Annotated in this window: 25 protein-coding genes; 13 read left to right on the forward strand and 12 right to left on the reverse strand. The window is 60.5% G+C overall.

The genetic code is table 11. The annotated features are described in order from the left end of the window. Positions 1-145: 145 nt before the first annotated feature. The 3 genes from QD357_RS12620 (at position 146) to QD357_RS12630 (ending at position 2,994) form a co-directional block, all read left to right on the forward strand. Positions 146-1,540: a selenium-binding family protein gene (locus QD357_RS12620; protein ID WP_107109166.1), complete on the forward strand. Its 1,395-nt coding sequence runs from the start codon at positions 146-148 to the stop codon at positions 1,538-1,540. Between the two features lie 27 nt (positions 1,541-1,567). Continuing rightward, positions 1,568-2,203: a hypothetical protein gene (locus QD357_RS12625; RefSeq protein ID WP_107109165.1), complete on the forward strand. Its 636-nt coding sequence runs from the start codon at positions 1,568-1,570 to the stop codon at positions 2,201-2,203. 155 nt (positions 2,204-2,358) lie between these two features. Continuing rightward, positions 2,359-2,994 carry a LysE family translocator gene (locus QD357_RS12630; RefSeq protein ID WP_414124400.1) on the forward strand — a complete coding sequence of 212 codons (636 nt, stop codon included), beginning with the start codon at positions 2,359-2,361 and terminating at the stop codon, positions 2,992-2,994. Positions 2,995-2,997: 3 nt separating this feature from the next. Here QD357_RS12630 and QD357_RS12635 read toward each other — a convergent pair whose 3' ends face one another. The 4 genes from QD357_RS12635 to QD357_RS12650 all read right to left on the reverse strand — a co-directional run bounded on the left by QD357_RS12635 (position 2,998) and on the right by QD357_RS12650 (position 5,425). Further along, on the reverse strand, positions 2,998-3,969 hold the full coding sequence (locus QD357_RS12635; protein WP_107109164.1) for a threonine/serine dehydratase: 972 nt from the start codon (positions 3,967-3,969) through the stop codon (positions 2,998-3,000). Between the two features lie 90 nt (positions 3,970-4,059). Next, complete coding sequence (locus QD357_RS12640) at positions 4,060-4,632, reverse strand: DUF4865 family protein (RefSeq protein ID WP_107109163.1); 573 nt, start codon at positions 4,630-4,632, stop codon at positions 4,060-4,062. Between the two features lie 2 nt (positions 4,633-4,634). Then, on the reverse strand, positions 4,635-5,030 hold the full coding sequence (locus QD357_RS12645; protein WP_107109162.1) for a cupin domain-containing protein: 396 nt from the start codon (positions 5,028-5,030) through the stop codon (positions 4,635-4,637). Positions 5,031-5,035: 5 nt separating this feature from the next. Beyond that, a complete protein-coding gene (locus QD357_RS12650; RefSeq protein WP_107109161.1) occupies positions 5,036-5,425 on the reverse strand; it encodes a tautomerase family protein in 390 nt (129 codons plus the stop codon). Between the two features lie 111 nt (positions 5,426-5,536). On the opposite strand from QD357_RS12650, the gene QD357_RS12655 reads away from it, so the two are divergent. Further along, the gene (locus tag QD357_RS12655) at positions 5,537-6,478 is read left to right on the forward strand and encodes a LysR substrate-binding domain-containing protein (RefSeq protein WP_107109160.1); all 942 of its coding nucleotides are present in this window, start codon (positions 5,537-5,539) and stop codon (positions 6,476-6,478) included. Here the strand turns inward: QD357_RS12655 and QD357_RS12660 are convergent. From QD357_RS12660 to QD357_RS12685, 6 genes are all read right to left on the reverse strand, one after another. After that, positions 6,457-7,506, reverse strand: a complete 1,050-nt coding sequence (locus tag QD357_RS12660; RefSeq protein WP_107109159.1) for an alpha/beta fold hydrolase — start codon at positions 7,504-7,506, stop codon at positions 6,457-6,459. The genes QD357_RS12655 and QD357_RS12660 overlap by 22 nt on opposite strands. Positions 7,507-7,743: 237 nt before the next feature. Beyond that, on the reverse strand, positions 7,744-8,373 hold the full coding sequence (locus tag QD357_RS12665; RefSeq protein ID WP_107109157.1) for a hypothetical protein: 630 nt from the start codon (positions 8,371-8,373) through the stop codon (positions 7,744-7,746). A gap of 98 nt (positions 8,374-8,471) precedes the next feature. Beyond that, positions 8,472-8,597 carry a type B 50S ribosomal protein L36 gene (ykgO, locus tag QD357_RS12670; protein WP_414124401.1) on the reverse strand — a complete coding sequence of 42 codons (126 nt, stop codon included), beginning with the start codon at positions 8,595-8,597 and terminating at the stop codon, positions 8,472-8,474. 153 nt (positions 8,598-8,750) lie between these two features. After that, positions 8,751-9,809, reverse strand: a complete 1,059-nt coding sequence (locus QD357_RS12675) for a 5-(carboxyamino)imidazole ribonucleotide synthase (protein WP_107109156.1) — start codon at positions 9,807-9,809, stop codon at positions 8,751-8,753. After that, positions 9,806-10,300, reverse strand: a complete 495-nt coding sequence (gene purE / locus QD357_RS12680; protein WP_181316104.1) for a 5-(carboxyamino)imidazole ribonucleotide mutase — start codon at positions 10,298-10,300, stop codon at positions 9,806-9,808. Before purE ends, QD357_RS12675 begins: the two co-directional genes overlap by 4 nt. Before the next feature lie 19 nt (positions 10,301-10,319). After that, positions 10,320-10,523 carry a YdcH family protein gene (locus QD357_RS12685; RefSeq protein ID WP_028752913.1) on the reverse strand — a complete coding sequence of 68 codons (204 nt, stop codon included), beginning with the start codon at positions 10,521-10,523 and terminating at the stop codon, positions 10,320-10,322. 229 nt (positions 10,524-10,752) lie between these two features. On the opposite strand from QD357_RS12685, the gene QD357_RS12690 reads away from it, so the two are divergent. Then, entirely contained in the window at positions 10,753-10,926 is a 174-nt protein-coding gene (locus QD357_RS12690; protein ID WP_081670329.1) for a YdcH family protein, read from the forward strand. Positions 10,927-11,132: 206 nt separating this feature from the next. Here the strand turns inward: QD357_RS12690 and QD357_RS12695 are convergent, their stop codons facing one another. After that, entirely contained in the window at positions 11,133-11,393 is a 261-nt protein-coding gene (locus tag QD357_RS12695; protein ID WP_107109154.1) for an ArsR/SmtB family transcription factor, read from the reverse strand. Between the two features lie 251 nt (positions 11,394-11,644). On the opposite strand from QD357_RS12695, the gene QD357_RS12700 reads away from it, so the two are divergent. After that, positions 11,645-12,298, forward strand: a complete 654-nt coding sequence (locus QD357_RS12700) for a thiamine phosphate synthase (protein WP_414124402.1) — start codon at positions 11,645-11,647, stop codon at positions 12,296-12,298. Positions 12,299-12,307: 9 nt separating this feature from the next. Then, positions 12,308-13,552 carry a tetratricopeptide repeat protein gene (locus QD357_RS12705; protein ID WP_107109152.1) on the forward strand — a complete coding sequence of 415 codons (1,245 nt, stop codon included), beginning with the start codon at positions 12,308-12,310 and terminating at the stop codon, positions 13,550-13,552. Between the two features lie 57 nt (positions 13,553-13,609). On the opposite strand, the gene QD357_RS12710 is transcribed toward QD357_RS12705, so the two are convergent. Continuing rightward, complete coding sequence (locus QD357_RS12710) at positions 13,610-15,301, reverse strand: chemotaxis protein (RefSeq protein ID WP_414124403.1); 1,692 nt, start codon at positions 15,299-15,301, stop codon at positions 13,610-13,612. A 404-nt stretch (positions 15,302-15,705) separates the two neighbouring features. Between QD357_RS12710 and QD357_RS12715 the strand changes: the two genes are divergently transcribed. The 6 genes from QD357_RS12715 to QD357_RS12740 form a co-directional block, all read left to right on the forward strand. Then, complete coding sequence (locus QD357_RS12715; RefSeq protein ID WP_107109150.1) at positions 15,706-16,029, forward strand: STAS domain-containing protein; 324 nt, start codon at positions 15,706-15,708, stop codon at positions 16,027-16,029. After that, positions 16,026-16,394 (forward strand): response regulator, encoded by a 369-nt coding sequence (locus QD357_RS12720; protein WP_107109149.1) that lies wholly within the window; start codon positions 16,026-16,028, stop codon positions 16,392-16,394. Before QD357_RS12715 ends, QD357_RS12720 begins: the two co-directional genes overlap by 4 nt. Then, positions 16,391-18,430 carry a chemotaxis protein CheA gene (locus tag QD357_RS12725; protein ID WP_107109148.1) on the forward strand — a complete coding sequence of 680 codons (2,040 nt, stop codon included), beginning with the start codon at positions 16,391-16,393 and terminating at the stop codon, positions 18,428-18,430. Before QD357_RS12720 ends, QD357_RS12725 begins: the two co-directional genes overlap by 4 nt. An 11-nt stretch (positions 18,431-18,441) precedes the next feature. Continuing rightward, complete coding sequence (locus QD357_RS12730) at positions 18,442-18,942, forward strand: chemotaxis protein CheW (protein WP_107109147.1); 501 nt, start codon at positions 18,442-18,444, stop codon at positions 18,940-18,942. Between the two features lie 37 nt (positions 18,943-18,979). Continuing rightward, the gene (locus QD357_RS12735) at positions 18,980-20,674 is read left to right on the forward strand and encodes a methyl-accepting chemotaxis protein (protein ID WP_107109146.1); all 1,695 of its coding nucleotides are present in this window, start codon (positions 18,980-18,982) and stop codon (positions 20,672-20,674) included. A gap of 222 nt (positions 20,675-20,896) precedes the next feature. Then, positions 20,897-22,216 (forward strand): HAMP domain-containing protein (locus QD357_RS12740; protein ID WP_414124404.1); only part of this gene is annotated, 1,320 nt, incomplete at its 3' end.

Below are 22,216 nucleotides of genomic sequence, written 5' to 3' on the forward strand. Positions count from 1 at the left end.
GGCTTGTTCAGTCGCGGGAACGGTCTCGAATTGATATCCCATTGAAGCATTTGATCCTGCCCCGTCGGCAGCGATGAGCCTGCTGTCGGCAAGCATTTCGCGAACATTGTCATTGTTCAGCAAACGCGAGCCAGGAGCACTTCACATGGTTACGTGGAAACCCGATCCAAGCTTTTATCCGTCACCGCGCATGGCCATGAAGGCCGCCCCGGAGACGCTTGCCTATGTCGTCGCCTTCGATCCGACACGCGCAGTTCCCGACGAGCTCGCGGTCGTCGATGTCGATCCCAAATCCGCCTCTTACGGTCAGATCGTCACCTCCGTCGCGATGCCCAATGTCGGTGACGAGCTGCATCATTTCGGCTGGAACGCCTGTTCATCTTGCCTTTGCCCGAATGCGCCGCATCCGCATGCGGAGCGCCGCTATCTGGTCGTGCCGGGATTGAGGTCCTCGCGCATCCATATCATCGACACCAAGCCCGATGGTCGGAAGCCATCGATCGTCAAGGTCATCGAACCCGGGGAAGTCGCCGAGCGGGCCGGATATTCCAGGCCTCATACCATTCATTGCGGACCGGAAGGGATCTACGTCGCGGCCCTTGGTAATGCCGAGGGGAAGGGGCCGGGCGGCGTGTTCCTCATGGATCACGAGACGTTCGATGTGCGCGGTCAATGGGAAATGGATCGTGGACCGCAACAGCTTTCCTATGACGTCTGGTGGCACCTTGGTCACGACACGCTCGTGACCAGCGAGTGGGGCACGCCGGATACCTTCGAAAATGGCCTGATCCCGGAAGTCCTGCTCGGCGCGAAATATGGCCGCCGTCTGCATTTCTGGGACCTGCACAAGCGCAAGCATCTGCAGACGATCGATTTCGGCGATAAGTATCAACTCGTGTTCGAACTCAGACCGGCGCATGACCCGACCAAGGCCTATGGTTTTGTCAATTGCGTGCTCAGCCTCGAGGATCTCTCCTCATCGATATGGGTCTGGCACCGTGACGGTGAAAAGTGGGCGGTGACAAAGGTGATCGACATTCCGGCGGAGCCTGCCGATCCGGAGCAGTTGCCGCCGATGCTCAAGGGTTTCAAAGCCGTGCCGCCGCTCGTCACCGACATCGATCTTTCGATGGATGACAGATTTCTCTACGTCGCCTGCTGGGGAACCGGCGACCTGCATCAGTACGATGTGTCCGATCCGTTCAAGCCCAAGCTGACGGGTAAGGTCCGGATCGGTGGCATTATTTCACGCGCTTCGCACCCGGGAGCGAAGAATGGCGCGCTGAATGGCGGTCCGCAAATGGTCGAGATCAGCCGCGACGGTCGCCGCGTCTATTTTACCAACTCGCTTTATGGCGCGATCGATGAGCAGTTCTATCCCGACGGACTTTCCGGCTGGATGGTGAAGCTTGATGCGGGAGAGGAGGGCGGCATTGCCTTCGACGAGAAATTCTTCGTCGAATGGCCGAAGTCGCATCGTCCGCATCAGGTCCGCTTAGAGGGTGGAGACTGTTCGTCGGATTCCTATTGTTATCCGTGAGCGAAGATTAGCCGGGCGAGGTGCCCCATGAACGAACTCTGGCCCTGGGTGCTGCTGGCGGGATTGGGAGCCTTTCATGGTCTCAATCCCGCGATGGGATGGTTGTTTGCCGTGGCGCTCGGCGTTCACCGGCAGAGTTCCGCCGCCGTGGTCAAGGCGGTCCCTGCTATCGCCCTTGGCCACGTCGCGTCCATCGCATTGGTCGCCGGCGCCGTCGTTGCCGTCGGTCTTTTCGTGGATCAGGGCGTTGTGCGCTTGGTCACCGGGGTCGGCCTCGTCGCTTGGGCTTTCTGGCATCATTTCTTCGGACACCGGCACCGCGTTCGCATCGGCATGCGCACCGGGCTTGCAGGCCTTGTGCTCTGGTCATTCCTGATGGCGACGGCTCACGGTGCGGGGCTCATGCTCCTGCCGGCCTTGATGCCGCTCTGTCTAACGGGATCGCCATTGCATGGCATCGGCGGGGACGCGTCCGCGACGATCACGATCACGATCGCGGCGGTCGGCGTCCATACATTTGCGATGTTGGCGGTCACAAGTCTCGTTGCCCTGGCGGTCTATCGCTGGGTCGGGCTCGAAATATTGCGCAGCGCCTGGATCAATGTGGATCTCGTTTGGACGCTGGTTCTGCTTGGCACCGGTACTGTGCTGCTGATCGTGTAGAAAAGGCGATGAAGATCTCGATCGGTCTCTGTGGTGATGAGGTCGAGGAGAGTGCGGCATACTCAATATTTATGACGAGCACAGGGATACCAAAAGCACATGCTTGCCAAGCATAGCGGTGCATGCAAGTTTCCGACAACCATGGGGAGGAAATCATGCACATTGCCACGCTGCTTGCTTTTGCCACCGTCTCCTTCATCGGCATCGCGACGCCGGGGCCGACTGTTCTGTTGGCTCTGACCAACGGTTCGCGTTACGGCGTGCGCCGTGCGCTCGCCGGCATGATTGGTGCCGTGCTGTCGGACTTCGTGCTGATCGGCGCGGTTGCCATCGGGCTTGGCGCGTTGCTGGCGGCCTCGGAATTCTGGTTTTCCTTGCTGAAATGGGCGGGCGCTGCCTATCTCGCTTTTCTCGGGATCATGATGCTGCGTTCCAAGGGAACGATCGACGGCATGCTCAAGGCCAATGCCGGGCAGGGGAAGGGCACGCTGTTGTCCATCGGGATGAAGAGCTTCATGGTCGCGGTGACCAATCCCAAGGGCTATCTGTTCTTCTCGGCCTTTTTGCCGCAGTTCATCGATCCGGCCGCGCCGCAGATGCCGCAGTACGCCGTCCTCGCGCTGCTCTTCGCCTCGCTCKATTTCGCGATCATGTTCGGCTATGCCGCGTTCGGCTCGCAGGCGGTGCGTTTCCTCAAGACGGAAGGCACGAAATGGCTGGAACGCGCCTGCGGCGGCGCACTCCTGGCTTTGGCCGGTTCGCTGGCACTTTATCGTCGCGCGGCGAGTTAAACGTTAGTGATGGCGCAGCGCCGTCTCGAAAACGTCCATATCGACATTACCGCCTGAGGTGACCGCGATGACCGTGTCGCCGTCGATCTCCTTGCCATGGAAGAGGGCCGCCGCCAGCGCTACGGCGCCGCCGGGCTCGACGACGATCTTGAGGCGGGTGAAGGCGAGCGCCATGGCGTCCAGCGCTTCCTCATCGGTTACGACGAGGCCGGGGCTGCAGAGGCGCTTCAGGATTGGAAAGGTGATGTTGCCGGGTTGTGGCGTGATGATGGCGTCGCAGATCGAGCCCTGCAGGGCAGCGTTGCGTTCAATCTTGCCGGAGGCGAGAGAGCGTGTCGTGTCGTCAAAGTTCTTGGGTTCGCAGGGGCGGACCTTGAAGCCGGGGGCGCGGGATTCCAGTGCGAGCGCGATTCCCGAAGTGAGCCCGCCGCCGCCGCAGGGGACGAGCACGGTTGTGGCATTGATGCCCTCTTCTGCTGCCTGTTCAGCGATTTCCAGCCCGGTCGTTCCCTGGCCGGCGATGACAAGCGGCTCGTCGAAAGGCTTGATCAGCGTCAGGCCGCGTTCCCTGGAGAGCCGCGCACCGATCTCGTCACGATCCTCCTTGATGCGGTCATAAAGCACGACTTCGGCACCGAAGGCGCGGGTATTGGCGATCTTCAGCTTCGGCGCATCCGTCGGCATGACGATGACGGCGGGCACGCCGTGCAGTTGCGCGGCGAGTGCCACGCCCTGGGCGTGATTGCCGGAGGAAAAGGCGATGACACCTCTCGCGCGCACGGAGGGCTCCAGCCCCGAAACCGCCGACCAGCCGCCACGAAACTTGAAGGAGCCGGTATGCTGCAGGCATTCCGCTTTCACGAACAGCCGCCGCCCGGCGATCTCATCGAGGAAAGGAGAGGAGAGAAGTGGCGTTCGCCGGGCGCGGCCGTCGAGGCGGTCGCGAGCGGCTTCAATCATTGCAATATCGACCATGGAGGGAACACTCTTCTGCTGCGGAAAGGCTGTTCAATCCATAAAACGCTGCGGTCCTCTTTAAAACAACGACTTTGTCCCGGTGACACTTCAACCAACGTCCGACAAAGAAAGGTGGCCGACATCGTAGATCTGGACACCGGGCCTCAAAACGTCTTTTGGCAGATCGGCAAGCAGACGGAAACGCACCCGCGTCCAACTGGTCGGTTCGAAGGCGGCGACGGAAGCAAGCGCTTCGCCGCGCGCGACTTCGCCAGTCGCGTCATCGCTTTCGCGCTGACGAATCTCGGCAAGCGGCGCATAGGGCCCCGTTTGAAAGATCTCGCGGATGGCGAACCGGGCATTTTGAATATCCGGCGAGATATCGGCGCGCCAGACGATCCAGGTCTTCACCTGCGGCCGGCCAAAACTCTCCGTTACCCCGGCAAAGCCGGGACCGCAGATGAAGTTGCTCAACCCCTCATCCTTGTCCCAAACATAGAAGGGCGAATAGAGATTCTCGCGGCTTCCCGTCCTGGCATCGCCTTTCCGGGCGGAGAGATAGGCCTTGAACTTCAGACCGGGAAAATTGTCGAGCATGGGCCCCTTGTCGCGGATGCGACGGTCGAGGATCGCCATGTCGTAGTCGGCAGGCAGGGTGAAGCTGTATTGCATGGCAATCATGGTCAATCCTCCAGCCAGGTCACGGCGGCGCCGTTCTGTTGAGCCTGGATGCTGATATAGGCGAAAGTGCTGTCCGGCGTTGCGCCATGTCGGTGACGCTCGCCGGGTGCGAAGATTATGCAGTCGCCGGCGCGCAGTTCCTCGGCCGGTTCGTTGTCACGCTGCGCAAGGCCTACACCCGATAGAACATAGAGGATTTGCCCGTGTGGATGGGTGTGCCAGCGTGTCATCGTGCCGGGTTCGAGCGTACAGCGCATGGCTGTGAGCCCGCCGTCCTCGTTGTCCTGAACCAGCATCTCCACCCAGAAGGGCCTGTTAGCGATGCCTTCCGGCGAACGCTGGATGGCGGTGCCGGCGCGATGGATTGGCAACGGCTGTCGAATGCTTGTCCGGTTCATCGTTGTCAGGCCTGTTCGATCATTTGCGCGATCCCGTCCGAGAAGGACCAGTCCTCGCGCGTCGTCGTGACGATATTGATCATGACATCTTCGGGCCGCAGGCCCGGCGCATCCGCAAGCAGGGCGACGAGGCGGCGATAGAAGGCCTTCTTGACTTCCGTCGAGCGCGGCTTGCCGATCGTGATTTGGAAGAAGACGTAGTTGTCCGAGCGTGGGCCGCCGAGATAGGTGCGGTCGAAGATCAGCTCGTTCGGCTCCAACTGATGAATCTCCTGGAAGCGATCGGTGGGCGGCACGTCGAAGGTCTCGACCATGGCGCGGTGGAAATTATCCGAAAGCGCCTGCAAATATTCCGGCGACTTGCCGCGGAGAAGGGAAATACGAGTGAATGGCATGGGGTGCTCCTGTCATCGGGTCTACTTGACGAGCACACCATGCCACGGGATAATAGTTCGGAAAATCAGATAATATTTGACTTATAATCCCGAAAATATGGATAGTTGATCATGCGGAAAGTTATCTTCGACCTCGACGTCCTGCGCAGCTTCGTGACAGGCATGGAGCTTGGCAGCTTCGCCAAGGCGGCAGAACGGCTCGGGCGTTCGACGTCCGCGATCAGCGCGCAGCTCAAGAAACTGGAGGAACAGGCGGGTACGCCGATCTTCCGCAAGGCCGGGCGCGGGCTGGCGCTTACGGAGGCCGGCGAGACCATGCTCGGCTATGCGCGGCGGCTGCTGGATCTCAACGACGAGGCGGCGACTGCGATCCATGGTGCCGATCTGGAAGGCTGGGTTCGGCTCGGCTTGCAGGAGGATTTCGGCGAGACGCTGTTGCCGGAGGTACTAGGCCGCTTTGCCCGCGCGCATCCGAAGGTGCGGATCGAGGCGCGTGTGGTGCGAAATGCAGAGCTCATCGAGCGCGTGACGTCCGGCAAGCTCGACCTGGCGCTTGCCTGGAGCGACGGCTTTCGCACGACCCATACCGATCGGATCGCCGAAGTGCCGATGTGCTGGGTCGGGCCGGCGCATGGTGCCACCCAATGGCATGCCGATGGCGGCGAGCCGCTGCCGCTTGCATCATTGGAGGCGCCCTGCCTGCTGCGGTCGATCGCGACCAAGGTGCTGGACCATGCCGGCATCGGCTGGCGCATTTCCTTCGTCAGCCCCAGTCTTGGTGGGCTCTGGGCTGCGACGGCGGCGGGGTTGGGCGTGACGGTGCGCACGCCGCTGGGTCTGCCGGTTAAGGTGCGGCCCATGGCACCAGGGGAAGCCGGCCTCCCGCCGCTGCCGAAGCTCGACCTCTTGCTGCATCGCGCCGAAGCGGAAGCGAACGCGGCGACGGAACGGCTGGCTTCGATCATGCTGCAAGCCGTGCGGCAAACGGTGGATGCCACGCCGCAGGGGCGGGTGTTTGCCGATGCGCCGAACTACGAACTGGTGACTGCCTGAGTGGCGGTGGCTTCGGCCGGCAATGTAGTCTTCGGGCGGGCGAGGCGGGCTTCCGCTTCCTGAGCGAATGCCTGGAGATCGCGTGACTGGCCGGCGAGATGCTCCATTGCCGCGATGGCCACGTCGGTCGCGACATAGTCCGGCTTGTGGCCGAGATGACGGATGGTAACAAGTTCGGCGCCGGCGATGTCGCGCGCCAAGCCGCGCGAATGCAGCTCTTCCATGACGATATCGTCGCTGTCGCCGGTGATGATGACGGTCGGCGGCGTGATCTCGCGGTAGCGCGGTGCTTCGGCGACGACATAGGCTAAGAGATTGGCAACGTCGGCTGCATTATTGATAAAAGCTCTTGGCCGTAACACCAGCTCCGGTGCGGTTTTCACCACGTAATCGGCAGGGCGCTGATTGGGGTGGAAGACGCTGAGCGTGCTGCTTTCGACACGCTGCAGACCGACCGGCATCACCACCAGATGGGCGAAGAGCCAGCCGAAGACCGGCATGGCGGCAAGCGTATAGTACCAGTCGATTCCGCCCGGCCACGGATGAGTCGCCGGCGCAAGGAAGAGCAGGCCGGTTGTCTTGTCGGGATGACGCATGCCGAAGGCTGCGGCGATGGCGCCGCCGAAGGAATGGCCGACGATGATGGCGCTCTCGATACCGCGTTTCTCCATCAATCTTGCGATCGCGTCGGCCTGACCGGAGGGCAGGGCATTTTCCGGGCCGCCACGTTCGGAATAACCGTGGCCGGGCCGATCGATGAACAGCATTTCCGCCCGGCCGGCGAGCGGGTCGGCAAAGGCTTCGAACTGGTCGCGCAGATTGCCGCTGGCGCCGTGAATGAAGATCAGCGGCGGCAGGTCGGCGGTGACCGGGCACGCCAGATGCAGGGCGTTCATGCGGAATTCGCCGATATCGGTCAGTTCGCCGATATTGGGATAAGTCTGTTCGATCGCGCGCGTCTTATAGGCCGAAAAGCAGGCCGCGGCGGCAGGAATTAGAACAAGGGCACAAAGCAGAATATCGATCATTGCGGTATAAAGTAGATAATGGGAACTATCGGTCTATGCGACTTTCACGATCGCTCATGTGTTGTAGATATGCCCTTTGTTGAGAAATCCTAGACCATTCCGTTTCAGGCGGAGCGACCGTCAGCGAATAGATGCTCTAAAGCTCGTCGCGATCTTTCAGATTCGCTCCCACACTTTAGCTCCTTGTTTGTGCATGTCGTTTTCGCAAAACCGCCGCACACTTTTGCGCGACATGCATTAGGTTCGGCTACCGGCGATCTTTTCGGAGAGGGTATTAAACTGCTCCTGGGCGGCGCGATTCGCCGGATAGATTTCAAGGAAGCGTGCCCAAGCCTTCAGCGTTAGCTCGTCATTGCCGGTTTCGCTCAAGATCGCGGCCATGCCGGCGAGCGCGCCGAAGTGGCGCGGCTCTATCCGCAGCACCTGATTGATGTCTTCCATCGACTTGCGATAGTCACCGATGGCGTAATTCAGCGTCGCGCGGCGGTTCCAGCCCTCGGCGTAGTCCGGCTTCAGCGAGATCACCTGGTCGAGGAAATCCATGGCGGCGGCATTGCGCTTTTCCTGGATGGCCTTATCCGCCCATTGCATCAGGAGATTGATGGTGGCGCTGCCGGAATCGCTCCATTCCATGCGAATCTGATCGGCGATGAGGCTCGCCTGATCGGGATTGCGCTGGCGCTTCAAAGCGATGAAGAGATTATCGATCTGCTGCTTCGAGGAGAGCGTGCCGGAGGCGGCGTTCGGATCTTTTTTCTCGACGATATCAGAATCGTCCGCCATGGCGATATGCGGTGTGGCGGCGGTCAGGGCGAGGAGAATCGGCAGTGCCAGATATGACGAAGCAAAAATGCGCATGGCGGGCATAGTAGCCCGCCAATGTCGAAGATCAAAATAATTTTGATGTGATCATCTCAAGCGACCGCGAACGGTCCGCCCGGCCCGTGGCCAGGCGCCACGCAAAATCAGCCCTGACGAGCCTTGTAGCGCGGGTTCAGCTTGTTGATGATGTAAATGCGGCCCTTACGGCGGACCAGACGGTTGTCACGGTGACGCGCCTTGAGCKACTTGAGCGAATTCTTGATCTTCATTTTTCTGATCCGCGATGTTTGAGGGGGAATGTCACATTCGCCCGGTATCTTTAACAATCAAAAGCGCGCTCACGGCGCGCTCTTTAGGGTGGGCAGCAAATACCCCGTCGCCTTAGCCCTGTCAACCACGTCAGGGGTTTTTTCCCTGCGCTGTTAGCGACGAAGCTGTGTAATATGCCCCATTTTGCGGCCGGGACGCGACTTTGTCTTGCCGTAGAGATGCACCAGCACGTCGTCCTGGCTCAGCCAATCAGGAACCGAAAGGATATCGTCGCCGATCAGATTCTGCATCACGCAGTCGGAATGGCGTGCTGGATTGCCGAGCGGTAGGCCGGCGACGGCGCGGATATGCTGCTCGAATTGCGAGACGACGCAGGCGGCTTCCGTCCAGTGCCCGGAATTGTGAACGCGCGGCGCCATTTCATTGGCAATCAGGCTGCCGTCGGCGAGGACGAAGAACTCGATGCCGATGACGCCGACATAGCCGAGCGCGGCCAATACCTTTTCCGCCGCCACGCGTGCCGCTGCCGCCGTCTCGGCGGAGATGCTGGCGGGGAGGGTGGAGGTGTGGAGAATACCGTTGCGATGGATATTTTCCGCCGGATCGTAGCAGGCGATGGTGCCGTCCAAGCCGCGGGCGGCAATGATGGAGATCTCCCGCTCGAACGCCACGAAGCTTTCGAGAATCAGCGGAACGCCGCCGAGCGCGGCAAAGCCGCCTTCAGCGCTGTCGGCCGACGAGCGATAGACGCGCTGGCCCTTTCCGTCATAGCCGAGGCGCCGGGTCTTGAGTACGCCCTGGCCGCCGAAGTCGGCAAGCGCCGTTTCGAGATCGGTCTGGCTGTCGACGGCGTGAAAACGAGCGGTCGGAATGCCGCAATCGTTGATGAAGCGCTTTTCGGTCAGCCTGTCCTGTGCCATCTCCAGCGCCATTGGCGGCGGGTAGACGGCAATATCCTTGGCGAGCCTTTCGGCGGCGACGACCGGCACGTTTTCAAATTCGTAGGTGACGACGTCGCAGCGCTTCGCTAGTTCGGCGAGAGGGGCCCGATCGTCATAGGCGGCTACGATCTGCTCGTTCGCTACCTGCGCGGCGGGACAATCAGCTTCCGGCTCCAGGATGATCGTGCGGAAGTTCAGGCGAGCCGCCGCCATGGCCAGCATGCGGCCGAGCTGGCCGCCGCCGATAATGCCAATCGTTTTCGCGGTCATAGGTCGTCCATCGGATATTCAGCAACGGCAGCGCTCTGCCGGGCGCGCCATTCGTCCAGCCGTTCAGCGATATCCTCATCACTGAGCGCCAGTACGGCGGCAGCAAGAAGGGCGGCATTGATCGCGCCGGCCTTGCCGATCGCCAATGTGCCGACGGGAATGCCTGCCGGCATCTGCACGATGGAAAGAAGACTGTCCTGGCCGGACAAGGCGCGTGACTGCACCGGTACGCCGAAGACCGGCAGCGGCGTCATCGAGGCGGCCATGCCCGGAAGGTGGGCGGCGCCACCAGCACCGGCGATGATGACCTTAAAGCCTTCGTCGCGTGCGCCCTTGGCGAAGTTCACCAGCCGATCCGGCGTACGATGTGCGGAGATAATGCGCGCGTCGTAAGTGATTTCCAGCGCTTCCAGCGTGTCTGCGGCGTTCTTCATGGTTTCCCAGTCGGACTGGCTGCCCATGATGATGGCGACGGGTGGTCTTTCTGTCATCATCGTCGCGTCTTGCTCCTCAGGCGATAATGTCGGGAATGATCTGGTCTTCCAGCTTGGTGAGCTTGTCCTTGATGACGAGCTTCTTCTTTTTCATGCGCTGGATGCGAAGCGCATCGCAGCCCGTCTGGATCATGGCGTCGATCGCGGCGTCATAGTCTTCATGTTCCTGGCGCAACCGCGCCACGATCAGCCTGATTTCCGCCTGTTCCTGATCGGCCATGCTCATGTCCCCAATGCCCTGCGGACCCGTGTTCGTTCCGCCTCGTGAATCCCGCAAGCTCCTATCACCAAATGATGGTAACGGGAAGTTATCCCTCATCACGAATTTGCCGCTCATAGGCCACGTTTTCGCCTTCGACAAGGGTTCGATATTATGGCACACTGGTAGGGTTGACACCTAGAGCCTTGGCGATGGATGGCCAGGGATCGTAAGAGGAAGGAAGGGTCATATGACTGTTCAAGCTCATCTTGAATCGCTCGAAAAGAAACATGTCGCTCTCGAGGAGGAGCTGCATTCTGCACTGACATCTCCCTCTATCAATGATACTGAAATAGCCGATATCAAGCGCAGGAAGCTGCGCCTCAAAGACGAAATCCAACGTCTGCGATCGTCAGTTCACTGACGCAACGTCTTCCAGAGACGGAAGCCACCGGTCGTGGCAAGGAAGACAGGCGGGCCGAAAGGCCCTGAAACAATTCCCTTGTAAGAGACGGTGACTGCTCCCAGTCGATACGGATGCGCCAACTTCAAAACGTGAGGAGTGGGAGTTGGCGCAACTTTCCTGAGAAAGATCGGGAAATTGCTACAGAGCGCGCCAGAGAGCCGATCTCAGGCCCAGAACTGATCCAGCCACAAATTGAGCTTGTCGAAACCGCGGCTGTTGACCGCGTAGATGCGTTTCGTCCCTTCGGTGGTGACGGAAACGAGATTGCTGTCGAGCAGTGCCTTGAGATGCTGCGACACCGCCGGCCTGCTGATCGGCAAGCCCTGCGCCAGTTCGTTGACCGTTTTGGGTGCGCGGCGCAACTCTTCCAGCAGGTAACGCCGGTTCGGATCCGCGATGGCTGCGAAGGGGTCCATGGTCGACATGGGCCGAAAGCTACGTCAAACGCCCAAGAGCGGCAAGCTAATTGTGCGCCGCAATGATGATTGTGCCGGCGGCTCTAACATTATTGCGGTGAGGAACGGCTCCCGGGCCTCTGCAACGTGAAATAGCGCTCGTGGATGTCGGGTGCTTTCAACGCGCTGCCCCTTGTCAGACCGCCCCAACGGATTTACTCACAAATATAGAACCGGGTGCGCTATTCCCAGCGATCGAACCCATAAATATGGAAACCCGCATGACCGTGCCCGAAGACCGCTGCCGCCTCGTTCTCATCGTTCCCGATATCGCCGATATCGAAGAGCAGGCGAAGGCGGTGGCCGATGCGCTGAGGGGCGGGGATGTGGCGTCGGTCATCATCCCGCAATATGGGCTCGACGACAGCACCTTTCAGAAGCATGCGGAAAAGCTGGTGCCGGTGGTACAGGCGGCAGGCGCAGCCGCATTGATTGCCGGAGACAGCCGTGTCGCAGGCCGCGCCAAGGCCGACGGGTTGCACATTACCGGTAATCTTGCCGAGCTCACCGAGGCGGTCGAGAAATTCGTACCGAAGCTCATCGTCGGCGGCGGCAATGCCACGGACAGGCACAATGCGCTGGAAATCGGCGAGCTGCGTCCCGACTACATCTTCTTCGGCAAGCTCGATGGCGACATCAAGCCGGAGGCGCACMCGAAAAACCTGGCGCTCGGCGAATGGTGGGCATCGATGATCGAGATTCCCTGCATCATCATGGGCGGCACCGATCCGAAATCGGCGCTTGAGGTGGCTTTGACGGGCGCCGAATTCGTGGCGCTGCGCGGGGCCGTTTTTGCAGACCCCTCGGCGGCCCCGTCCATCGTTGCGGAAGTGAATGCGCTTCTGGACGAAAAAGCGCCACGGTTTGAAGATTGATAGCAATCCATGTCGCTCACGCCCCGATTCAGTCACCGGTTTTTCCTTGCTGCGCTCGCCGTTGGGCTGACGGCGTTGCCGCCGATTGTGGTGGCGCAATCGAACAATAGCGACACGTCGCTGCCGGGCATCACAACACAGCCGGACAAGGGCGCTCGGCCGACCGACAGCGGACAATCCGACGATGCCGCGCCGTCGGATGAGGCTGCTGCGCCCGACGATAGCGCGCCGCCGCCGCCCGGCGACAGCGTGATGACGCGGCCATTGGACGCCGCCGCCGGCACTTTCAAGACCGAGAAGATCGGTCCCGGCGCTGAGCCGAAGACGGACGATGCCATCAAGCCCTCCCAAGGTGTTGGCGTCTTTGACCGTATGGGCGCGAAGCTGCCCGACCTGCCGCCGGAAAAGGCCTTCACCGGCAAGGTCGACGAAGCCTATGGCGCCTTCCAGCGGGGGTATTACCTGACCGCGTTTCAGAAAGCCCTGCCGCGTGCGCAGCTCGGCGATCCCGCAGCGCAGACCCTGATTGCCGAATTGATGTCGCAGGGTCTCGGCGTCAAGCGCGACACCAAGGATGCTGCCTTCTGGTACGGCAAGGCAGCCGAGGGCGGCGATTCGACTTCGATGTTCAAATACGCGTTGCTCCTGATGGAAGGACGCGATCTGCCGCGCGACGAGAAGAAGGCGGACGAGTGGATGAAGAAGGCGGCCGATGCCGGCCAGCCGTCCGCCGAATTCAACTGGGCGCAGAGCCTGACGGCAGACAATCCCGGCATCAAAGGGCTGCAGATGGCTCTTCCATATTATGAGAAGGCGGCGCAGCAGGGCATTGCCGATGCGCAATATGCTGTCTCTCAGCTCTATCAAAATCTGCCCGACCTGCCCGAGGAAAAGAAGTCGCAGGCGCGTGAATGGCTGTCGCGCGCGGCCAATGCAGGCTTCGACACCGCACAGCTCGACATGGGCATTTGGCTGATCAACGGTATCGGCGGCAAGCAGGATCTGGAGAACGGTTTCAACTGGATGCGGGTTGCCGCCTATCGCGGCAATGTCGTAGCGCAGAACAAGCTGGCGCATCTCTATATCAACGCGCTCGGCACGAAGCAGGATCCGGTTGCCGCTGCGACCTGGTATGTCATCTCGCGCCGCGCCGGCCTCAAAGATCCGGAGCTCGAGGATTTTTACCAGGGCATCGAGGACTATCAGCAGAAGGCCGCGATCGACGCCGCGAACAAGTTTCGCAGGGTGCAGTAACGCTTAGAGCGCCAGCGTTCATTTGAACGCATGGCGCTCTACGGAATTCCAATTCTGTTAGAACAGAGCGTCGGCGAAAAGATCTTCGTCGTCAGCCTTGGCCGGCGCTGCGGCAGCCTGTGCGGTGCTGGCGTCCATGGCGATGATATCGCGATGGACGTCGCGCTCCTGCGCCATCGTGTAGGTCTTGAAGATGCGGGCGCTGAGCGGCGCGATGATTTCCTCCAAATCGCTGACATCGGCCATATCTCTGCCGGCCATGTCTTCGAGCGTATCGGCGCAATTTGCCAGGATCTCGCCGAGGTCGCGCTGGAAGTCGAGCTTGCCGATCGACAGCATGATCTTGTTGGCCACTTCGCGGCCATGCGCCGAGAGCGTTTCCAGTTCGCCATCCATGATATTGGCGGCGCCACGGATGGCGTCGACGGCCGAAATCAGCCTCTCGTCGAGACTATAGTCAGAGGCTTCCTGGCCGGAGGCGACGTGGCCGGCTGCCGTTTCGAGTGACGCGAGCCCGGAGACGATCGCGTCGGCGGATTCATCGAGTTTTGCCGCGAAGATGCGCAGTTCGGCGGTGACGACGTTGATCGAACGGCCTTCCTCGCCCATGCGGCTGCAGCGCAGATTGGTGTTGAGCGCCATGTAGTGAATATCGGTCTTGACGGCGCGGATGGTCTCGATGCGGTGCAACAGGTTCGAGGCCGTGCCGAGTGTCGACTGGCTGATGCCATCGGCCTGAACGCGGGCGGTTTCGACCTGTTTGACGATCGTGTGGGCGGCGGAGACGCTCTGTTCCAGTGCACGCAGCACATTGGCATCGCTGTTTCCGTCCTCGGGCTTCATGGCGTCGCGCAGTTTCAGGATTTCCTGCGTGTCGTGGCTGAAGCTGGCAATCGTCTTGACGACACTGCCCGACTCCCTCTGGAAATCCGTGACCATGTCGCGCATCTGCGCCGCCGTCAGGTGATGGATGACATTTTCAAGCCGCTGGTAGGCATCGGCATCGAGCTTGTGGCCCTCGTCGCTTGCGAGAAATTCTCCGAGAAAGGCGAAGGCGCTTTGTACATGCTCGATACGCTGGCGGGTGATGTCGCCGATCTGCAGAGCCGAAAGGGTGGTTGCGACCTTGCTTTGCACGCCGCGGGCGATGGCGCCAACCTCGGCGGCGATCACCGCGAGTTCCTTGCGGTGCGCAGCGATGGTGCGGGCATCCTTTTCGAGTGCTGCGACCACTTGCGGAACGTTGCGGTCATAGGCTTTCGCGGTGGTGGTGCCAAAGGTMATGGCGACCTTCAGGTCGCGTTCGAGGGCGCCGAGCTGCTGGGCGAAGGTGTTGACTTCAGTGGTGCCGGAGTGAATGCGCTCCAGAATCTCCTCGGCAAAACCGGCAAATTCGGCAATGCCCGCACCGGTGATCTTCACCGTGACGGCGAAGGTACGCAGGTAACGCATAGTCTCCTGCATATCGGTGACATGCGAGTGCAGCTTGGCGCCGGCCTCGGCGAGAACGGTGAAATTCTCCTGGCGCCTGGCTTCGAGGCCGGGCAGGTCCGACAGACCGCTCATCGTCTGCACTAGATCGGCGGTGGTGTCGCTGGCGCCATCGCTGTCGAGCGCCTTGGTCAACCGGTCGAGAGATGACAGGAGCTGGTTCAGGACCTCCATGACCGACAGGAGAACAGCGCCACCGTCGAGAAAACGTTTCTCTACCTCGGTACGCGCCGCCTCCAGGGTGCGGCTGACATCCATGGCCCGCGGGACTCCCCGGGGGCGATCGATGCGGCGTGCCAGAGCTGTTCCATTTTTCATGTTTGTCCCTTTACTTGGAGAAAGGCTCGTTTGACTCAACTCTTAAATGTGGGATGGAAAATTCCGGTAAATTCTCCGGACTCGTAGACGTTGCACCCCGGGCTTTCCCCAGCAGGGTTAAGATTCACTCACCGGAAAGTCGGTGTTTTGATCTTTTCGATTTAACTGCCTGAATCCCAATCATATTTCTCATCGTAAAGATTGAGCGGTCATTTATATCAGGTGAAAATTCACAGCCCCTGAAATCTCGAATTATACAACCTGTGTTTACTCCCTCTTAAGGCTGACATGAGATTCAATAGTTATCGCTTAAGTATTCGTTTGGTAGCGGGGCCAGATTTGAAATGGATGACAAATATTCTGAATCTATTTCCCTGCCTGATATCTTGAGCATCAGGAACATTTCCGAAATCTATCAAAGTATGACTGTGAAGTTTCGGGACAGCAAAACGCTTGTCCTCGAAGTTGCCGAGGATGCGGAAGCTGATTTGAGCTTCGTGCAATTGGTCGACTCGGCTCGGGCCGAGGCGAAGGCTTCCGGCAAAACACTTCGTCTTTCTTCTCCGGCTACCGGTTCTGTTTTGAAAGTCTTGCAGAGGGGCGGATTCGTCGAAGCCTTTACGGCGGAGGACGCGCAATTCTGGCTCCATAAAGAGGTACATTCATGAGTGCGAAGATTCTGACTGTCGACGATTCCGCCAGCATCCGTCTGACGACCAAGGTGACGCTGACGAATGCCGGTTACGAGGTCACCGAGGCGGAGAACGGTGCCGAGGGCCTGGACAAGGCCAAGGCCGGGCAATTCGATCTCATCGTGACCGACCTCAACATGCCCGTCATGGACGGACTGACCATGATCGAGGAGCTGCGCAAGCTGCCGGCTCACATGGGCGTTCCGATCATCTTCCTGACGACGGAATCCGATGCCGATCTCAAGGCGCGCGCCAAGGCCGCCGGCGCCACCGGCTGGCTGACCAAGCCTTTCGATCCGGAAAATCTCGTCAAGATCACCAAGAAAGTGCTGGGCAGATGAACTCGCTCGATCCAATTGCTGTCTTCCGTACCGAGGCTGCAGAATGCCTGGAGCAAATCGAGGCAGGCCTTTTGGATCTCACGCATCAGCTTGACGACAAGGCTTTGATCGACGCCGTGTTCCGCGGCCTTCATACGCTGAAGGGCTCGGGCTCCATGTTCGGCTTCGATGCGCTCGCAGCCTTCACCCATCATTGCGAAACCGCCTTCGATCGCGTCCGCAAGGGCCAGGCGCCGGCAACGGCCGAGCTCGTCGCTGCCGTTCTCGACGCGCAGGACCATATGCGCGCCCTCGTCGACGATCCCAATCGCAATCACGACGCCACCAGCCAACGTCTTCTGGCGCAGTTGCATGCAGCCGTCGGCGGCGCCGCCGACGCTGCAAAGCCGGTTCAGCCGGTCGCCGCGATTGCGCCTGTCGTTGCCGTCTCGAAGCGAAAGACCTGGCGTATTCGCTTCAGTCTGCCGCAGAACGCGATGATCAACGGCACCAATCCGCTGGGGTTGCTGGACGAGCTGCGCGATCTCGGCGAATGCCGCATCCTCGCCAATACATCGGCCATTCCGCCGCTGAGCGCGCTGGTGCCGACGGAATTGTATCTCTCCTGGGATGTCACTGTTACGACCGAGCAGCCGCGGTCCGCCATCGACGATGTCTTCATCTTCGTGATGGACGACATGCAGCTCGATGTCGAGGAAATCGATGGCAGTGCAGTTGCTGCAACGCCGGATGAGCCCGCCGTTTCGGCTGACTCGCAGGCGGTTGTTGCTCCCGCCGCGCCGGCCGTTGCCGAGATTGTCCCGATCAAACGAGAAGCCGCGGCAACGGCACCACCCGCTTCCGACCAACGGCAAGCGAAGGCTGCCGAAAGCGTTCGTGTTCCGGCCGAGCGCCTCGATGAACTCATGGATCGTGTCGGCGAACTGGTCATCGCGCAATCGCGCCTCAGCCAATTGGCGAGTGCCAGTGCCGATATCGGGCTGAGGTCGGTGTCGGAAGAGATCGAACGCCTGTCCGGCGAACTGCGCGACACGATGATGGTGCTGCGCATGGTGCCGGTCGCGAGCCTCTTCAACCGTTTCCGCCGCCTGGTGCATGATCTGGCGCGCGAGACCGGCAAGGTCATCGAACTCGTCACCGAAGGTGAGACGACGGAGGTCGACAAGACCGTCATCGAGCGGCTTGCCGATCCGCTGGTGCATCTGGTGCGCAATTCCATCGACCATGGTCTTGAACCACCGGAAGAGCGTCTTGCTGCCGGCAAGGCGAAAGCTGGAACCATTACATTGTCGGCCCGGCAATCGGGTGGCGAAGTCATCATCTCGATCAAGGATGACGGCCGCGGCATCAATCGCGAACGTGTCCGGGCCAAGGCGGAATCGTCCGGGCTGATCCAGCCAGGTCAGCAGCTCAGCGATGCCGAGCTTCTGCAGCTCATCTTCGCGCCCGGTTTTTCGACGGCGGCGCAGATCACCAATCTTTCCGGCCGCGGCGTCGGCATGGATGTGGTGAAGCAGACAGTAGAAGCGCTGCGGGGCACCATCGATATCGTCAGCCAGCCGGGACAGGGGTCCGATGTCTCGCTGCGCATTCCGCTGACGCTCGCCATCATCGACGGCCTGCTGGTGCGCGTCGGCGCCGGGCGCTATGTCATTCCGCTGTCGGCGGTCGAGGAATGCCTGGAATTGTCGCTGGAAGAGGATTTGCGTTCGCGCGGCCGTAGCTTCATTTCGCTGCGCGACAGCCTGGTGCCTTTCCTGCGGTTGCGGGACGTATTCCGCACCGGCACCAAGCCGGACGTGCATCAGAAGGTCGTTGTMATCTCGACCGGCACCGAGCGGGTCGGCCTCGTTGTCGACCAGATCATCGGCGACCACCAGACGGTGATCAAATCCATGTCGAAGCTGCACAATGACGTCGCCCACTTCTCCGGGGCGACGATCCTCGGCGACGGCAGCGTCGCCCTCATTCTCGATGTCGTGCATCTGGTCGCAGCAGGCCAGCAACAGGAGGCGCATCTGCGTGCAGCGGGATGAGCGGAAAAGCCATGAAATCCGACAATCTCTGGAATGGCACTCATTGGAATGAAAACGGCGAGGTCGAAGTTCTGACCTTCGATCTTGCCGGTGAAACCTTCGCCCTCGAGGCGGTCATGGTTCAGGAAATCCTGGACATTCTGCCGGAAACCGCCGTTCCCGGCAGCCAGCCCTTCGTGGGCAGCGTCATCAATTTTCGCGGCAAGGTGATCCCCCTTGCCGATCTCCGCCTCGCTTTCGGCATGGAAGCGGCGGAAGCGACTATCGATAGCCGTATCATCGTTATCGAACTTGACCTGCAGGATGAACCCACGCTCGTGGGTCTGCGGACCGACAGGGTGAATGAAGTCACCACACTTGCAAAAGCTTCCAGCGAAGCACCGCCTAGCGTGGGGATGCGTTGGCGTCCCGACTACATCAACTGCCTGGTCAAGCGCGGAGGGGAATTCATCATTCTCCCCAATCTGCAGGCGATTTTTTCTGCCCGGCAAAACAAGGCGCTTTCCGCCTGACCATTGCTGTGGCCGAATTTTCGAGGGAATCAAGACGATGCGTCTAACGATCAAAGCCAAGCTGGTGGGGGCGTTTGCCTTCATCATCCTCATGTTGATAGGCACGGCCGGCTACGGCATCATGAGCCTCAGCGCTTTCAACGACACCATCAGCAATGTGCTCGAAGGCCCCGTGGAGCGACTGGAGTTGACGCAGCAGGTCAACATCTCCCAGCTCCAAGTCATTCGTCAGCAGAAGAACCTTCTTGCGGCCCACAATGACGACGAAGCCAAGGCGGCGCTCGCTGCCGGCGACGTCGCACGCAAGCAGCTTGCTGACACCTTGGCCGCCGTGGACAAGGTCGCGACCGAAGAAAGCCGTGCTCATTGGGATTCCGTCGAAGCCACCGCGGCGAAGTTCATCCAGGCCGACGATCAGATTCGCCAACTGCTGAAGGCAGGCGACAAGGAAGGCGCAAGCACCGTCTCCGTTACCGATGCCCGCAGGGCCGCCAACGAGATCGACAAGGCACTCGACGCTCTGCTCGTCATCGAAAAGCAGAAAATGAAGGAAGCGGATGACGGCGCCGACGTGCAATATGCCGGCACCCGTCTGACGATGCTCGTTGCCGCCGGTGTGGCGCTGCTGATCGCCGCTGTGACCGCTTATTGGATCGCGAACACGATCAGCAAGGGTCTCGCCCGCGCCAACACCGTCGTTCGCGAGGTTTCCGAGGGTGATCTGACGAAGACGGTAGAGATCACCAATCAGGACGAAATCGGCGAATTGCTGGGCAACGTCAATGTCATGATCGAACGTCTGCGTGGCGTCGTTGCCGATGCGCTGGGTGCGGCTGACAATGTCTCCTCGGGCAGCCAGCAGCTTTCGGCAAGCTCGGAGCAGGTGTCGCAGGGCGCGACCGAACAGGCGGCGTCCGCCGAAGAAGCTTCGGCTTCGATGGAGCAGATGGCGGCCAACATCAAGCAGAATGCCGATAATGCCGCGCAGACGGAGAAGATCGCGCGTCAGTCGGCCAAGGATGCGGAAGCAAGCGGCGATGCCGTGACCCGCGCCGTCAGCGCCATGCGTACCATCGCTGAGAAGATCGGCATTGTGCAGGAGATCGCCCGCCAGACTGATTTGCTTGCYYTGAACGCGGCTGTGGAAGCGGCCCGTGCCGGCGAACACGGCAAGGGCTTTGCGGTCGTCGCCTCGGAAGTGCGCAAGCTTGCCGAGCGCAGCCAATCGGCGGCTGCCGAGATCAGCTCGATGTCGAGCGATACCGTCAAGGCGGCCGCCGAGGCCGGCGATATGCTTGGCCGTCTGGTGCCGGACATCCGCAAGACGGCCGAACTCGTCTCCGAGATCAGTGCTGCCTGCCGTGAGCAGGATATTGGTGCGGCCCAGATCAACGAGGCGATCCAGCAGCTCGACAAGGTGACGCAGCAGAATGCCGGCGCTTCGGAAGAAATGTCGGCCACTTCGGAAGAGTTGGCCGCCCAAGCTGAAGAGCTGCAGGCCTCTATCGCCTTCTTCAAGGTCGATACCGCAGGCAGCAAAGTCTCGGCCAGGAAGTTACCMGCCAAGGCGGCGGCAAACAAGGCTGTTGCGCCGCTCGCCAACCGCCGCGTCACGTCGGCTGTTCCGGCGCAGACCGTCGCCGCCCAGCAGGCTCGCGCCAAGGGCTTTGCTCTCGATCTTTCCATGGGCGGCCCGGATGCCGGTGACGAGGATTTTCGCGAAAGCGCCTGAGCGCTTCTTCGATGACTTCTGCCGGGACCTTCGTGGTCCCGGCGTTCTGATATCCCCAACGTGTGTATGCGTTGGCGTCGTGGTTCCTGAGATGTCCGGTGACGGGGAAGTGAATGGATCGCTTTCCCTGGTTCGAAGGCTCTCTTTATCGGTACGACGCTGTCAAACGGTGACGCCGTTCCGCAATACCCATTTTGCCTCTTTGTTTTCGGGGATAGGACAATGCGTTTCTCCATCAAACTGAAATTAGGTCTCGCCTTCGGCACAATGACGCTGCTTTTGATCGGCATCGCGGTCTATGGCAGCATCAGTCTTGGTCACCTCAATGATGCCAGCAACGGAATGACGGCGGGTCCTGTCAAACAGTTGCAAACAGCGCTCGACGCCAACATCGCCGCCGTGGAAGCCATTCGGGCGCAGAAAGATGCGCTGATTGCCAATGGCGATGCGGAAACTGCCTTCTACAAGGAATCCAGCACCTATCTCGATACCATGTCCTCTCAAGCTCAGGATGGGCTTGCTATCGCGACAGTGGAAGGCAAACCCCTCTGGGAGAAGCTGATATCGCTTGGCCAGACCTTCCGCCAGCGTTCCACCGAGCTGCAGGCGCTTGAAGCCAAGGGCGATCACGCCGGCGCCGAGGCGCTTTCGGACGGCGAACTGACCGACCTCAGCAAACAGATGACCGGCGCGATCAACAGTCTCGTCGACATTCAGAAAAAGGTGCTGGCGGCCACGGACGCGGCCGGCGATCAGCTTTATGAAGACACGCTGATGATCCTGGCTGCCGTTTCCGCCGTGGCGTTGATCATCGCATTGAGCGCCGCCTTCTGGATTACGCTCGGGATCAATCGCGGCCTGGGCAAGGTGTCTGACATCGCCAAGGCCGTGGCGACCGGCGACCTCAATCAGAAGGTCGAGGTCAAGACGAATGACGAGATCAAGGATCTGATCGATACCGTCAATGTCATGACCTCGAACCTGCGCGCCACCGCCGCTGTGGCGGATCGCATCGCGATGGGCGATCTCTCCGTTGCCGTGAAGCCGCTCTCCGACAAGGATGTTCTCGGCCTGGCGATGCAGAGCATGGTCGCCAACCTGCGCGTCACATCCGATATCGCCACGAAGATTTCCGACGGCGATCTGACGGTCACGCCGAAGCCACTTTCCGACAAGGATGTTCTTGGCTTGGCGCTGGAGCAGATGGTCGAACGTCTGCGTGGCGTCGTTGCCGATGCGCTGGGTGCGGCTGACAATGTCTCCTCGGGCAGCCAGCAGCTTTCGGCAAGCTCGGAGCAGGTGTCGCAGGGCGCGACCGAGCAGGCGGCTTCGGCTGAAGAAGCTTCGGCTTCGATGGAGCAGATGGCGGCCAACATCAAGCAGAATGCCGATAATGCCGCGCAGACGGAGAAGATCGCGCGTCAGTCGGCCAAGGATGCGGAAGCAAGCGGCGATGCCGTGACCCGCGCCGTCAGCGCCATGCGTACCATCGCTGAGAAGATCGGCATTGTGCAGGAGATCGCCCGCCAGACTGATTTGCTT

Origin of the sequence: Rhizobium sp. BR 317 (genome assembly GCF_047445835.1) — a bacterium.
Classification (GTDB): domain Bacteria; phylum Pseudomonadota; class Alphaproteobacteria; order Rhizobiales; family Rhizobiaceae; genus Rhizobium; species Rhizobium paranaense.